Source organism: Nonomuraea solani (assembly GCF_900108335.1).
Lineage (GTDB): Bacteria > Actinomycetota > Actinomycetes > Streptosporangiales > Streptosporangiaceae > Nonomuraea > Nonomuraea solani.
Map to the genome: position 1 here is coordinate 297,077 of NZ_FNVT01000007.1, position 12,295 is coordinate 309,371.

13 protein-coding genes are annotated in these 12,295 nt (G+C 69.1%); 5 read left to right on the forward strand and 8 right to left on the reverse strand.

What is annotated here, in order from left to right; genetic code table 11:
- Window positions 1–6: 6 nt before the first annotated feature.
- From C4V41_RS26575 to C4V41_RS26590, 4 genes are read right to left on the reverse strand one after another with little or no spacing between them, the layout of a single operon-like run.
- Window positions 7–828: a carbohydrate ABC transporter permease gene (locus C4V41_RS26575; RefSeq protein WP_103958650.1), complete on the reverse strand. Its 822-nt coding sequence runs from the start codon at window positions 826–828 to the stop codon at window positions 7–9.
- Entirely contained in the window at window positions 825–1,754 is a 930-nt protein-coding gene (locus C4V41_RS26580) for a carbohydrate ABC transporter permease (RefSeq protein WP_103958651.1), read from the reverse strand. Before C4V41_RS26580 ends, C4V41_RS26575 begins: the two co-directional genes overlap by 4 nt.
- Window positions 1,755–1,758: 4 nt before the next feature.
- Window positions 1,759–3,024 carry a sugar ABC transporter substrate-binding protein gene (locus C4V41_RS26585; protein WP_103958652.1) on the reverse strand — a complete coding sequence of 422 codons (1,266 nt, stop codon included), beginning with the start codon at window positions 3,022–3,024 and terminating at the stop codon, window positions 1,759–1,761.
- Window positions 3,021–4,019, reverse strand: a complete 999-nt coding sequence (locus C4V41_RS26590) for a LacI family DNA-binding transcriptional regulator (RefSeq protein ID WP_103958653.1) — start codon at window positions 4,017–4,019, stop codon at window positions 3,021–3,023. The genes C4V41_RS26585 and C4V41_RS26590 overlap by 4 nt, the downstream gene beginning before the upstream one ends.
- 143 nt (window positions 4,020–4,162) lie before the next feature.
- On the opposite strand from C4V41_RS26590, the gene C4V41_RS26595 reads away from it, so the two are divergent.
- A complete protein-coding gene (locus C4V41_RS26595) occupies window positions 4,163–4,567 on the forward strand; it encodes a nitroreductase family deazaflavin-dependent oxidoreductase (RefSeq protein WP_103958654.1) in 405 nt (134 codons plus the stop codon).
- A 111-nt stretch (window positions 4,568–4,678) separates the two neighbouring features.
- Here the strand turns inward: C4V41_RS26595 and glgA are convergent, their stop codons facing one another.
- Window positions 4,679–5,845: a glycogen synthase gene (glgA, locus tag C4V41_RS26600; RefSeq protein WP_103958655.1), complete on the reverse strand. Its 1,167-nt coding sequence runs from the start codon at window positions 5,843–5,845 to the stop codon at window positions 4,679–4,681.
- A gap of 158 nt (window positions 5,846–6,003) precedes the next feature.
- Between glgA and glgC the strand changes: the two genes are divergently transcribed.
- The gene (glgC, locus tag C4V41_RS26605; RefSeq protein ID WP_103958656.1) at window positions 6,004–7,239 is read left to right on the forward strand and encodes a glucose-1-phosphate adenylyltransferase; all 1,236 of its coding nucleotides are present in this window, start codon (window positions 6,004–6,006) and stop codon (window positions 7,237–7,239) included.
- A gap of 351 nt (window positions 7,240–7,590) precedes the next feature.
- Here the strand turns inward: glgC and C4V41_RS26615 are convergent, their stop codons facing one another.
- Together C4V41_RS26615 and C4V41_RS26620 are read right to left on the reverse strand one after the other, a co-directional pair.
- Complete coding sequence (locus C4V41_RS26615) at window positions 7,591–8,121, reverse strand: hypothetical protein (protein WP_146103795.1); 531 nt, start codon at window positions 8,119–8,121, stop codon at window positions 7,591–7,593.
- A gap of 333 nt (window positions 8,122–8,454) precedes the next feature.
- Window positions 8,455–8,667, reverse strand: a complete 213-nt coding sequence (locus C4V41_RS26620) for a hypothetical protein (protein ID WP_103958659.1) — start codon at window positions 8,665–8,667, stop codon at window positions 8,455–8,457.
- A gap of 123 nt (window positions 8,668–8,790) precedes the next feature.
- Here C4V41_RS26620 and C4V41_RS62010 point away from each other — a divergent pair, with 123 nt between their 5' ends.
- The 3 genes from C4V41_RS62010 to C4V41_RS26630 all read left to right on the forward strand — a co-directional run bounded on the left by C4V41_RS62010 (window position 8,791) and on the right by C4V41_RS26630 (window position 11,157).
- Window positions 8,791–8,946, forward strand: a complete 156-nt coding sequence (locus C4V41_RS62010; RefSeq protein WP_160150398.1) for a hypothetical protein — start codon at window positions 8,791–8,793, stop codon at window positions 8,944–8,946.
- 64 nt (window positions 8,947–9,010) lie between these two features.
- Window positions 9,011–10,489: an Nramp family divalent metal transporter gene (locus C4V41_RS26625; RefSeq protein WP_103958660.1), complete on the forward strand. Its 1,479-nt coding sequence runs from the start codon at window positions 9,011–9,013 to the stop codon at window positions 10,487–10,489.
- A 116-nt stretch (window positions 10,490–10,605) separates the two neighbouring features.
- Window positions 10,606–11,157: a hypothetical protein gene (locus tag C4V41_RS26630; protein WP_103958661.1), complete on the forward strand. Its 552-nt coding sequence runs from the start codon at window positions 10,606–10,608 to the stop codon at window positions 11,155–11,157.
- 42 nt (window positions 11,158–11,199) lie between these two features.
- Here the strand turns inward: C4V41_RS26630 and C4V41_RS26635 are convergent, their stop codons facing one another.
- Complete coding sequence (locus tag C4V41_RS26635) at window positions 11,200–12,099, reverse strand: ArsR/SmtB family transcription factor (RefSeq protein WP_103958662.1); 900 nt, start codon at window positions 12,097–12,099, stop codon at window positions 11,200–11,202.
- Window positions 12,100–12,295 lie beyond the last annotated feature (196 nt).

Sequence of the window (12,295 nt, forward strand, 5' to 3'; positions counted from 1 at the left end):
GCTCCTCTACTTGAGGCCGGTGGTGGCGATGCCCTGGATGAAGAAGCGCTGCAGGAAGACGAACAGGAACAGGATCGGCGCGATGACCACGACCGATCCGGCGACCAGCAGGTTGTAGTGGGTGCCCTCGAAGTCGTTGAGGATGTTGAGTGCGACGGGGAGGGTGTACATGTTCTCGCTCTGGGCGACCACGGCCGGCCAGAGGAAGTTGTTCCACGAGCCGAGGAACGTGATCAGCCCCAGCGTGGCCAGCGGCGGCCCGCACAGCGGCAGGATGATGGTGGCGAAGATCCGGAACTCGCGCGCGCCGTCCACCCGGGCCGCGTCGATCAGCTCGTCGGGCAGGTCGGAGATGAACTGCCGCATCATGAAGACGCCCAGCGGCGTCACCACGGTCGGCAGGATGATCCCGATGAACGTGTTGACCATGCCGAGCTTGGCGATCAGCACGAACTGCGGCACCATCAGCACGATCGCCGGGATCGCCAGTTGCACCAGCACCAGGCCGAACGCCAGGTTCTTGCCGCGGAAGGAGAGCTTGGCGAAGGCGTAGCCGACCATGGAGCAGAACAGCAGGTTGGTGGCGACCAGCACGAGCGCGATGATCAGGCTGTTGGCGAACGCGGTGCCGATGCTGACCCGGTCGAACAGCTCGGCGAAGTTGTCGAGCGTCCACGTCTGAGGCCAGAACGTGGGCGGGTCCTGCCGGATCTCCCGCTCGGGCTTGACCGAGCTGAGCGCCGTCCACAGGAACGGCCCGGCGACCAGCAGCAGGCCCACGGCGAGCCCGAGGTAGACGATCGCGCGCTGGCGGCGGGTCCTGTTCACCGGTTCCTCCCCAGCCTGAGTTGCAGGATCGCCAGCGCCACGATCACCGTGAACAGCACGGTCGAGGCGGCCCCGGCGTAGCCGTAGTTGCCGACGCCGAACTGGTCGAAGATCGCCAGCGAGGCCGACAGCGTCGAGTTGAGCGGGCCGCCGTTGGTCATGACGAGCGGCTCCTCCAGGAACTGCATGAATCCGACCGAGCTGTAGACGGTGCAGAACAGCAGCACCGGGCGGAGCGAGGGCACGGTCACCGAGCGGAAGCGGGCCCAGCGGCCCGCGCCGTCCACCTCGGCCGCCTCGTACAGCTCTCTCGGGATGGTCTGCAGGGCGGCCAGCAGCACGACCATGTTGAAGCCGAAGCTGCGCCAGGCCGTCATCACGATGATCGAGGGCAGGGCGGTGCTCTCGTCCTGCAGCCAGTTCGGGCCCTGGATCCCCACCAGCTCCAGCAGCCGGTTGACGAGCCCGGCCTGCGGCTCCAGCAGGAACTTCCAGGCCACCGCGACGCCGATGATGCTGGTGATGTTGGGCAGGTAGTAGCCGAGCCGGAAGAACGCGGCGGGCAGCCGGGCGATGCCGGAGTTGAGCGCCACGGCGGCGGCCAGCCCGAGGCCGATCGTCAGCGGCAGCGCCGTGAGCACGAACACGACGGTGTTGAGCGCCGCCCTGCGCATGGCGTCGTCGTTCATGAGCCGCAGATAGTTGTCGACGCCGACCAGGTTGACGCCGAGCGGGTCGGTCACGTCGGTGCTGCGCATGTCGGTGAAGCTCATCCCGATGCCGACGAGCAGCGGCCCCAGGTAGAACACCATGAACAGCACCACGAACGGGAGGATGAAGATCCAGCCGATGCCCGACTGGCGTAATGCGCCCCTGACCTTGATCGGGGGCGGGGCGGCCGGCGCCTGCCTCGTCAGGACCGCCATGGGATCAGAGGCCCGTCCCGATCGTGTCGGCCTGCGACTGGATCGCCTTGGCCGTCTGCTCGGGCGTGGACCGGCCGCGCGCCAGCTTCTCCAGCTCGCTCTCCAGCACTCTGGCGACCTGCTCCCAGGTGGGGAACGGCGGCGGCGTCTTGGCATCCTTGAGCTGCTCGCCGAAGACCGCGAGCTGCTCGTCGGACTTCAGCTCGGGCTCCTGCCAGGCCGACTGTACGGCGGGCAGCGCCTTGACCGTGGTGTACCACTTGGCCTGCACCTTCGGCTCGCTCAGCCACTTGATGAACGTCCAGGCGGCGTCGCGGTTCTTCGCCTTCTTGAACACCGCCATGTCGGCGCCCCCGACGAAGCTGGTGCCCGCCACCGGCCCCTTGGGGTAGGGGGCCACGTCGAACTTGTCCTTGAACCCGGGACCGCCGTCGTTGTTGAGCACCCCGATCATCCACGGGCCGGAGAAGAACCCGCCCACCTGGCCCTTGATGAACGTCTGCGGGAACGCGTTCGCGGGGACGTCGGTGGGGGCGAGCCGCTGCTCGAACATGGACCGGTACTGCTTGAGCGCCATCACCGCCTGCGGGGTGTCGAAGGTGTATTTCCCGTCCTTGACGATCTCGCCGCCGGCCTGCCAGATCAGCGGCAGCACCTCCTGCCACGACGCGCCGAGCGTGTAGCTCTGCTGGAAGCCGTCCTTGGCGCCGCCCTCCTCCTTGAGCGCCTTGGCGAACGCGGTGAACTCCTGCCAGGTCTCAGGCGGCCGCACGCCCGCCTTGCTCGCCTGGTCGGAGCGGTAGTAGAGGACGCGGGTCTCGACGTACCAGGGGACGCCGTAGGCGGTGCCGTTGACATCGACGGTCTGCCAGGCCCCGGGGAAGAACGCCGCCTTGTCGACCAGGTTGCCCGGGGTCGGCTCCAGCGCGCCGGTCTTGGCCAGCTCGCCCGACCAGGTCGAGCCGATCATGCTCACGTCGGGCGTGGCGCTCCCCGCGATGGCGGCGGTGATCTTGTCGTGCGCCACGTCCCAGCCGATGGCCGTCACGTTGACCTTGATGCCGGGGTTGGCGCTCTCGAAGTCCTTGACGAACGCGCCGAGCGCCTTGCCCTCCTCGCCCATCGCCCAGACCGTGACCTCCCCCGTGGCCTTGCCGGTCGTCACGTCCTGCGCCTGCTCGGGCGCCCTGTCCGCGCTGCGGCCGCAGCCCGCGGCCAGGACCGCGAGAGCCAGCCCGCCGGCGGCGGCGCGCCGGGTGGTGGTGTTCACGTGCTTACCTCCTGGGGGTGGTGACCGCAGCTGGTGCGAATGACCAGCTCGGTGGTCAGGATGAGGTGGCTCGGGGTGTCACGGACCCCGGTGATCAGCTCGTCGAGCGCGCGGGCGGCGCGGGCGCCGAGCTCGCGCATCGGCTGCCGCACGGTGGTCAGCGCGGGGCGGGCGTGGCGGGCGGCCATGATGTCGTCCCAGCCGGTGACGGCCACGTCGCCGGGCACGTCGAGGCCGAGCTCCTCGGCGGCGAGCAGCGCCCCCAGCGCCACCTCGTCGTCGGAGCACACGATCGCCTCGGGCCCTTTTCCGGTCTTGAGCAGCTTCCTGGCGGCCTCGAAGCCGCTCTCCACGGTGTAGCGGCCGGTGTCCACGGCCTCGATGGCGCCGCCGAGCACGCCCCGCACGCCCTGCCAGCGCTCGTCCACGTCGTCCCGGCTGGCCAGCGGCGCCCCGAGGAACGCGAACCGCTCATAGCCGTGGCCGACCAGGTGCCCGGCCAGCGCCCGTGCCGAGCCGATATTCTCGCTGCGCAGCGTGTCGGCGCCGGTCAGCGGGTCGCGCGAGATGAACACCAGCCGCACGCCGAGCCGGACCAGCTCGGCGACCATCGGCTCCGGCACGGTGTGGCCGAAGATCAGCATGCCGTCGACCCGCCCGGCGAGATCCTTGACCAGGTCGCCGACCTTGGTGCGGCCCTTCGTGGACAGGATGACCACCGAGCGGCCCAGCTCGGAGGCGACCTCCTCGTAGCCGAGCAGGACCTCGGTGTAGTAGGGGCCCGCGAGGTCGGGGAAGACGATGCCGTTGGCGGCGTGGCGGCCCTCGGCCAGGCTGACACCGAGGCGGCTGGGCGTGAAGTTGAGCTCCTCGACCGCCTTGAGCACCTTCTCCCGCGTCCTGGCCGCCACGGGGCCGGTGCCGCGCAGGGCCCTGGACACGGTCGCGATCGACACGCCGGCCCGCTTGGCCACCTCGTAGATGGTCACGTCCATCGAGTCGCTCCTTACATGTAAGCGCTTTCATAATGAGCTGCTGTAAGCGCTTACACAAATGCAGTGTGCCAGGGTTGTTAACTTCTCGTACAGGGCCCGGCAGGTAACGGTGAGGTCACGGCGGGGCTGGGTAGTGGGGGATCATGCTCTATGGCAAGGAACATGTCCAGCGCTATCAGGAGACCGACGGCGCCGAGGGACACGACTGGAACAACACCACGGTCCTGCTGCTGACCACCAAGGGCCGTAATTCGGGCCGGGCTTACACGACGCCGCTCATCTACCAGAAGCACGGCGACGACCACGTCATCGTGGCCTCGAAGGGCGGGGACCCGGACGATCCGGAGTGGTACAAGAACCTGGTGGCCAACCCTGAGGTCGAGATCCAGGTGAAGGGCGACAAGTTCACCTCGCGCGCCCGGACGGCGACGGACACGGAACGGCCCGAGCTCTGGCGGCTGATGACCAGGACGTGGCCGGACTACGACGAGTACACGAAGAAGACGAACCGGGAGATCCCGGTGGTGGTGCTCGAACGTATCCCGTAGCCCGGCCCACTGTGCGCCGTGACGGCGGCCCGCCCTGTGCGGGTCAGACGGCGTCACCCTGGAGGCCACCCGCCCCGTGCGGCGGGTGGCGCCGGCCGCCGCGAAGCCGTACTAGATGGAGGTGTAGAGGTCCAGCGTGCGGTGGGCGATGCGCTCCCAGGAGAAGTGGTCGATGGCGCGGGTGCGCCCCGCCTTCCCCAGCGCGCGCGCCCGGCCCGGATCCCCCAGCAGCGCGTTGACGCGCTCGGCCAGGTCGGCGGCGAAGCGTTCCGGATCGTGCGGCGTGCCGTCGGCGCCCTGCTCGATCGGCACCAGCAGCCCCGTCTCCCCGTCGGCCACCACCTCCGGGATGCCGCCCGTCGCCGTCGCCACCACCGCCGTCTCGCAGGCCATCGCCTCCAGGTTGACGATCCCCATCGGCTCGTAGACCGACGGGCACACGAACACCGTCGCGTGCGTCAGCAACTGGATCACCTCGGGCTTGGGCAGCATCTCCTGGATCCAGAACACCCCGTCGCGGTCGAGGCCGCGCACCAGCTCGGACACCTCCGCCGCGATCTCCGGCGTGTCCGGCGCGCCCGCGCACAGCACGAGCTGCGCCTCCGGGTCGAAGGCGCGCGCCGCGTGCAGCAGGTGCACCAGGCCCTTCTGACGGGTGATGCGGCCCACGAAGATCACGTAGGGCCGGTCAGGATCGACGCCGTGCTTCTCCAGCACGTCGAGGCCCCGGTCAGGGGCGTATTCGGCGGTGTCGATGCCGTTGTGGATCACGCTCACCCGGCCGGGCTCGATCTCCGGGTACGCGGCCAGCACGTCGCGCCGCATGCCCTCCGACACCGCGATCACCGCGTCGGCGGCCGCCAGCGCCGTCCGCTCGGCCCATGACGAGATCGTGTAGCCGCCGCCGAGCTGCTCGGCCTTCCACGGCCGCAGCGGCTCCAGGCTGTGCGTGGTGACCACGTGCGGCATGCCGTGCAGCATCTTCGCGACATGCCCGGCGAAGTTGGCGTACCAAGTATGGGAGTGAACGACGTCGGAACCCTGGCAGGCGGCGGCCATCTCCAGGTCCACGCCCAGCACCTGCAGCGCGGCGTTGGCACCCTCCAGCCCGCCCGGCACCCGGTAGGCCGAGACGCCCGGCTCGGCCCGGCCGGCGCCGAAGCAGCGCACCCGTACGTCGGCCAGTTTCCGCAGCTCCCTGGCCAGATATTCCATGTGCACGCCGGCCCCGCCATAGACCTCGGGCGGATACTCCCGGCTGAGCAGATCAACACGCATGAGACGACCTTACGGGTGACCCACCCGCCACGGACACATCGACAAGCCCCAGGTCGGCAACTCCTCTTCGTACATTGAGCCCCAAAACCGGACACGCGGGAAGTTCACCGTGCGGGGTTTCGTCGATAGATCGGCGATTTGAGGGTAGCGTCCTGGACATGAGGTCCCGGAGGGTACTTGCGGTCGTGCTGGCAGGTGGAGAGGGCAAGAGGCTCATGCCTCTCACGGCGGATCGGGCGAAACCGGCGGTCCCTTTCGGGGGGATGTATCGGCTCGTGGATTTCGTGCTGTCCAATCTCGCGAACGGTGGCTTTCTCAAGATCGTCGTACTGACGCAGTACAAGAACCACAGCCTTGACCGGCACGTGTCGCGGACCTGGCGGCTGTCGGCGATGCTCGGCAACTACGTCACGCCGGTGCCCGCGCAGCAGCGGCTCGGGCCGCGGTGGTTCTCGGGCTCGGCGGACGCCCTGTTCCAGAACCTGAACCTGATCTATGACGAGATGCCCGAGCACGTGATCGTGTTCGGGGCCGACCACATCTACCGGATGGATCCCCGGCAGATGGTCGAGCAGCACGAGGACTCCGGCGCCGACGTGACGGTGGCGGCGATCAGGCAGCCGATCTCGCTCGCCGACCAGTTCGGCGTGATCGAGACCGACCCCCAGGGCCGCCGGATCGTGGCCTTCAGGGAGAAGCCCAAGGACGCGGTCGGGCTGGCCGACTCCCCCGACGAGGTGTTCGCCTCGATGGGCAACTACGTGTTCAAGACGCAGTCGATGATCGACGCGCTGCGCGAAGACGCGCTCGACCCCACCAGCAAACACGACCTGGGCGGCAACATCATCCCGATGCTGGTCAAGTCGGGCGGCGCCGACGTCTACGACTTCGCCAACAACATCGTCCCCGGCTCCAGCGAGCGCGACCGGGGCTACTGGCGCGACGTCGGGACGCTGGACGCCTACTACGAGGCCCACATGGACCTCATCTCGGCGCATCCGGTGTTCAACCTCTACAACGACAAGTGGCCGATCTTCACCGGGCACGACCCGCTGCCCCCGGCCAAGTTCGTGCACAACGACGGCGACCGGGTGGGGCGCGCGATCGACTCGCTGGTGTCGCCCGGCGTGATCGTCTCCGGCGGCACGGCGATCAGGTCGATCCTGTCCCCCAAGGTCGTGCTCCACTCGCACTCGCTGGTGGAGGATTCCGTGCTGATGGAGAACGTCAAGGTCGGCCGGGGGGCCATCGTCCGCAAGGCGATCATCGACAAGAACGTGGTGATCCCCGATGGCGCCCGGATCGGGTTCGACCTGGACTACGACCGCACCCGGTTCGCGCTCACGCGGGGCGGGGTCGTGGTGATCGGTAAGAACGAGATCGTCGACCGGTAGGAACGGCCGGCCGGGCCGCGGGCACGCGGCGGCCCGGTACGCCTGCCACGGAGTGGACACGTGCGGCGGGCGCTTCGAACGCACGGGTGTGTCGAACACTACGGGCGTTTCGAACGCTACTGGTGGTTCGAACGCTTCGGTGGTTCGAACACTTCAGGTGGTTCGAGCGGTTCGGGTGGTTCGAGCGGTTCGGGTGGTTCGAGCGGTTCGGGTGGTTCGAGCGGTTCGGGCGGGGAGATGTGGGTGATCGGTGGGGACAGGGGTCCCGGGTCACCGTGACAGTGTCCCGGGACCGAACCGGACTGATCATCCAGGACCGGTTACGCCAGTTCCGGCCGGCAAGGCCGGCTGTTAGTAGCGGCCGGCCCAGGCGCCGGGCCAGCCGTAGCCGACCAGGCCACGCTCGCCCCAGCCGCCGCGGGTGCCCCAGCCCGTGTCGCTCCAGCTTCCGCTGCCCCAGTGGCGGGACGGCCAGGCCCAGGTGGTCTGGTGACCGCGGTCGTGCCCGTTACCCCAGCCGGAGTTGTCCCAGCCGGAGTTGTCCCAGCCGCCGCCGTTCCAGCCGCGGTCGCCGCCGTTCCAGCCGCCGCCGTTCCAGCCGCCGTTGCCCCAGTTTCCGCCGTTCCAGCCGCGGTCCCCGTTGTCCCAGTTGCCGCCGTTGTCGTGGTCGCCGTGGTCGCGGTTGTAGGTGTGGCGGCCCTCGCAGGCGTCGGCGTCGCGGCGGCCCGCGTACACGCCCCAGCCGTCGATGCGGAGCGAGTGCGTGCTGTCGCCGACGCTCAGGTCGCATACGACCGGGTCGGCGCTGGCCGGTGTGGCCATCGCGATGACCGTGGCGGCGGTGACGAGCACCCCACCTGCCGCTATGAGCTTAACTTTCATGATCTCCCCCTGTAGTCACCTTGTGACAACGCTTCCTCACTGTACGTAGTCAGTCCCGGAACGTCGCGTAACGCCACGCCTGAACATTCCGTCACGTTGGTGAACCTGCCTTGTTGGCACTTGTCCGGCTTTGGGGCATATGCCGCTTCGCGACTTCCATCATGATCAAAATGCGGCGATCACGGGGCCTTGGCCGGGCCTGGTTTCGGTGGTGGCGGGCCGGGCCGCTGGTGGTGTGGGTGACCGGCCAGGTCGTCATCCCGGCGTTCGGAGGTCGCTACTGGTAATACCGCGGGCTGGGGGCGGGCTCCGGTGAGGCCGTGGTCCGGCTGTTCACCACCCATCCGCTCGATGCCTGGCCGTGCTCACCACGCCGGGCGTCAAGGTGAGCACGATGCTGCTGCTCGTGCCCGTGCCGTTCCTGCCGCTGCTGCCGCCCGCGCTGCTCGTGCTGGAGCGCGTGCCGGCCACCGGCCAGCCGGGCTGGTGGGGCACGAGCCACCACGACAACTGCGCCGTCGTCATCGCGCTGTTCTGCGCGTCCATCGACGCGATCGAGCGGCTCCAGCGGCGCCGCAGGGAGAAGCCTTCCCGGCGGCGCCGGTCGAGAGCGCCAACCAGGTCGGGCCGAACCTCTCGGCCCGGGCCAAGGCGGTCATGTGGCGGCCGATGCCCCGGCGCGCCCCCTGGGTCGTGGTGGACGTGGCGACGTGCCAGCCGATCTTCAAGTCGCTGGACGAACACGTCGCCGGGCTGCGCGCTCGCGGCTATCGGCTGGTGCTGGAACGGGAGGGGTACGTGGTCCTTCACCTGCCGGGTGGGTGATCGGGCATTTGGGTCTTGTAGCCGCCGTACCAAGGGATCACCCTGAACGGCAGGAGGCAGTGACATGTCGCACCCACTCGGAGTCAGCCGCCCGGATCTCGAAGTCACCGACCTGCCCACGCCTGAGGAGGTCTTCAAGGTCTCCAAGATCGGCCCCAAGGAACTGGTCAAATACGCCATCGGCCCCAGCCTGATCGCCCTCGGCATCTCGATCGGCAGCGGCGAATGGCTGCTCGGCCCGCTGAGCGTGGGCCAGTACGGATTCATCGGCGTCGGCTGGGTCATCGTGGTCTCAGCCGTGCTGCAGACGTTCTACAACGTCGAGTGCTCCCGCTACATCATCGCGACCGGCGAGACGCCGGTGGTCGGCTGGGGGCGGGTGCCGCCGGGCTGGCCACTGTGGGTGCCCCTGTCGGTCCTCATCGTGATCTTCGCGTTCGTCGCGGGCGGCTGGGCCGCCTCGGCCGGACAGGGCGTGTACGCGCTCGTCCACGGCGTCCCCCCGGCGGCCACCGACCTCGAACCCCGCTGGTGGGCCGTCGGCCTGCTGGTGCTGGTGTTCCTCATCACCGCCGGCGCCCGCCGCATCAGCCGCGTGCTCGAACTGGCCAACTGGCTCATGGTCGGCGCCATCCTCATCTCCCTGCTGGCCGTGGACCTGCTCGTGGTGCCGTTCAGCCAGTGGTGGGACGGCATCCTCGGCTTCATCACCCCGGCCGCACCGCCCGCCGGCATCACCGCCACCCAGCTCGGCGCCCTGGCCGGCTTCACCGCGCTGGCCTCGGGCCTGAACTGGTACGTCATGGGCCACTACCGTGACAAGGGCTACGGCATGGGTTACCGGGTCGGCTACATCTCGGGCCTGCGCGGTGAGCGGCGCGAGATCCTGGCCAGCGGCGTCACCTTCCCCGACGACGACCGCAACCGGGGCCTGTGGCGCCGGTGGTATCGCCTGCTCATGGTGGACATGTGGGGCGTGTTCTTCGTCGGCGCCATCCTCGGCATGCTGCTGCCCACGCTCCTGATGGCCCAGGCGGTCACCCTGTCCGGCGAGAGGCCCACGCGGGCGAACGTCCCGACGTTCGTGGCCAGCGCGCTCGGCGAGGAGTACGGGCGGGTGGTCTTCTACGTGGCGCTCGCGGTGGGGGTGCTGATCCTGTTCTCGACGCAGCTCGGCATCTTCGAGGCGATGGTCCGGGTGACGACCGACGCGGCCAACGCGACCAGCCCGCGCCTGCGCGCGCTGATCTCGGGTGACCCGCGCCGCTTCTACTATCCGTTCATGCTGGTGCTGCTGGTGATCATCTCGATCATCATCTTCCAGTCGCTGCCGGTGGGGCTGGTGGAGTGGTCGGCCAACATGTCCAACCTCGGGGCGCTGCTGTATCCGTTCATGCTGATGTACCTGAACAGCAAGCTGCCGCGACCGGCCCGGCCGCGCCCCTGGCACTACGTCATCCTGGTGCTCAACTTCCTGTTCTTCGGGTTCTTCTTCGTCAATTTCATCGCCGACTTCATCGGGGATCCGCTGGTGACGTTCTAGCCACAGTTACCGGGAAATTGAAGTGATCTTCAGGGCGGGTACGCGCTGTTAGTTTGACGGGCGTCAAGTCAGCCATTCGGAGGGATCTCGGATACATGGCCCTGTCATTCGGTCGCATGACCCGCCCCGTCGGCCTCGGCCTGGCGGTCGCGCTGGGCGCCACGCTGTCCCTCGGCGCCGCCGCATCGGCCTCGGCCACCACCGAGCAGCCGGCCACGAGCGTCGCCGCGCAGCGGGTGAAGGTCTACGAGCTGGTGACCAAGGACGGCGGGTTCTTCTACACCGCCAGCGAGTCGGAGAAGCAGAGCGCGATCGCCAAGCACGGCTGGTCGACGACGCAGACGCCGCTCTATTACCTCTCGTCCGCGCCGTTCACCGGCGGCAAGCCGCTCTTCCGGCTGCGCTGGTCGAAGAAGGCCTCGTACCTGGTCACCGCGTCCGTCGCCGAGCGGGAGAAGCTGGTGGGCTCGGGCGACTTCCGGTACGAGGGCATCCTGGGCTACGCGCCCGGGTCGGCCGGTGCCGGGGGCAGCGTGAAGGTGAACCGCCTGTCCAACGACAACAAGTGGCGCCTGGCGATCGAGTCGCACACCCAGAAGATCCTGGCGAACGAGCCCGGCTGGAAGCTCGACGGCCCGCTGCTCTTCCAGTTCGGCACCGCGCGCTGAGCACCGGCGAAAGGGGCGCGCCGGGCGCGCCCCTTTCGGGTGTCAGCGGTGGAACAGTTCGAGGAGTTCCTCGGCGCGGTGGGTGCGCCCGACCCACACCTCGCGGCCCCGGCGCTCCCTGGTGATGAGCCGGGCGGCGCGCAGGCGGTCGCAGTGGTACGTGATGCTGCTGGGCGCGATCTTCATGTCGGCCGCCAGCATGCTCATCGTCATCGGCCGGCCGATCGCGCAGAGCAGGTCGGCCCGGACCGGGCCCATCAGCGCCGACAACTCGTCGTGCACCGGGGCGGCGGGCTGGCGCCACAGGGACTGCGCGCCGGGCACCGGGTAGGCGATCCAGACGGCCTCCTCGTTGTCCAGGCTGACGATGACGGCGTCCTTGCCGGCCAGCATGGGGACCAGGACGATGTCGCGGTCGCCCAGGTCGTACACGCTGGCCTCGACGTCGGAGATCAGCAGGCCGCGCTCGCCGCAGGTGATCCGGCTCGTGAGCGAGCCGAGCAGCAGTTCGGGGCCGCCGCGGACGGTGGCGACGCCGACGCGGTGCACCTCCCTGTCCAGCAGGGCGCGGGCGCGCTTCCACAGGGGCTCGGTGGTGCTCCAGACCTCGGCCAGCGCGCTCGCGTAACCGTGCAGCCAGGCGGACGGCCGTTCGGCGGCCGAGCGCCAGTGCACGGGCAGCGGCCCGTCGCCGAACGCCTGCTCCAGGTCCGTGAGCAGGGTGTCCGGCGGCAGGTCGCGCAGGGCGCCGATCTGGGCCCGCACCGAGACGTCGGCGCCGATGGGCGTGCGAGGGACGAGACAGTCGGGGACCACCGAGTAGCCGGGGGCGGCGAGCGGGCGTACCGCCTGGTGTCCCGGCCGGCCGACGCGGGCGCTGATCGCCTTGCGCCAGAGGTCCGGCAGGCCCCGGCGGCGGCCCGCGAGGGCATCGGTGATCATGGCCAGGGCCGTGAGGTGCGGGGAGAGCGAGATGGACAGCTGAGGTGCGGAGGAAACACGCAGCTCACTCCATACGGTCTGGCTGGTTACGTCGGCTCCTAGAGGTCGGCTCCATCGGGCAGAGAGTCAACCTAATCGGGCGGCTTTCCAACGACTTAACGTCCGGTTGCAGGATGATTCGATGAATCATGAGAGG

Bases quoted from the DNA above. Each gene is read 5' to 3' on its own strand.
- C4V41_RS26580 (WP_103958651.1), bottom strand. From the start codon at position 1,754: ATGGCGGTCCTGACGAGGCAGGCGCCGGCCGCCCCGCCCCCGATCAAG.
- C4V41_RS26590 (WP_103958653.1), bottom strand. From the start codon at position 4,019: ATGGACGTGACCATCTACGAGGTGGCCAAGCGGGCCGGCGTGTCGATC.
- C4V41_RS26595 (WP_103958654.1), top strand. From the start codon at position 4,163: ATGCTCTATGGCAAGGAACATGTCCAGCGCTATCAGGAGACCGACGGC.
- glgA (WP_103958655.1), bottom strand. From the start codon at position 5,845: ATGCGTGTTGATCTGCTCAGCCGGGAGTATCCGCCCGAGGTCTATGGC.
- glgC (WP_103958656.1), top strand. From the start codon at position 6,004: ATGAGGTCCCGGAGGGTACTTGCGGTCGTGCTGGCAGGTGGAGAGGGC.
- C4V41_RS26615 (WP_146103795.1), bottom strand. From the start codon at position 8,121: ATGAAAGTTAAGCTCATAGCGGCAGGTGGGGTGCTCGTCACCGCCGCC.
- C4V41_RS26620 (WP_103958659.1), bottom strand. From the start codon at position 8,667: ATGGACGCGCAGAACAGCGCGATGACGACGGCGCAGTTGTCGTGGTGG.
- C4V41_RS62010 (WP_160150398.1), top strand. From the start codon at position 8,791: ATGCCCCGGCGCGCCCCCTGGGTCGTGGTGGACGTGGCGACGTGCCAG.
- C4V41_RS26625 (WP_103958660.1), top strand. From the start codon at position 9,011: ATGTCGCACCCACTCGGAGTCAGCCGCCCGGATCTCGAAGTCACCGAC.
- C4V41_RS26630 (WP_103958661.1), top strand. From the start codon at position 10,606: ATGACCCGCCCCGTCGGCCTCGGCCTGGCGGTCGCGCTGGGCGCCACG.
- C4V41_RS26635 (WP_103958662.1), bottom strand. From the start codon at position 12,099: ATGATCACCGATGCCCTCGCGGGCCGCCGCCGGGGCCTGCCGGACCTC.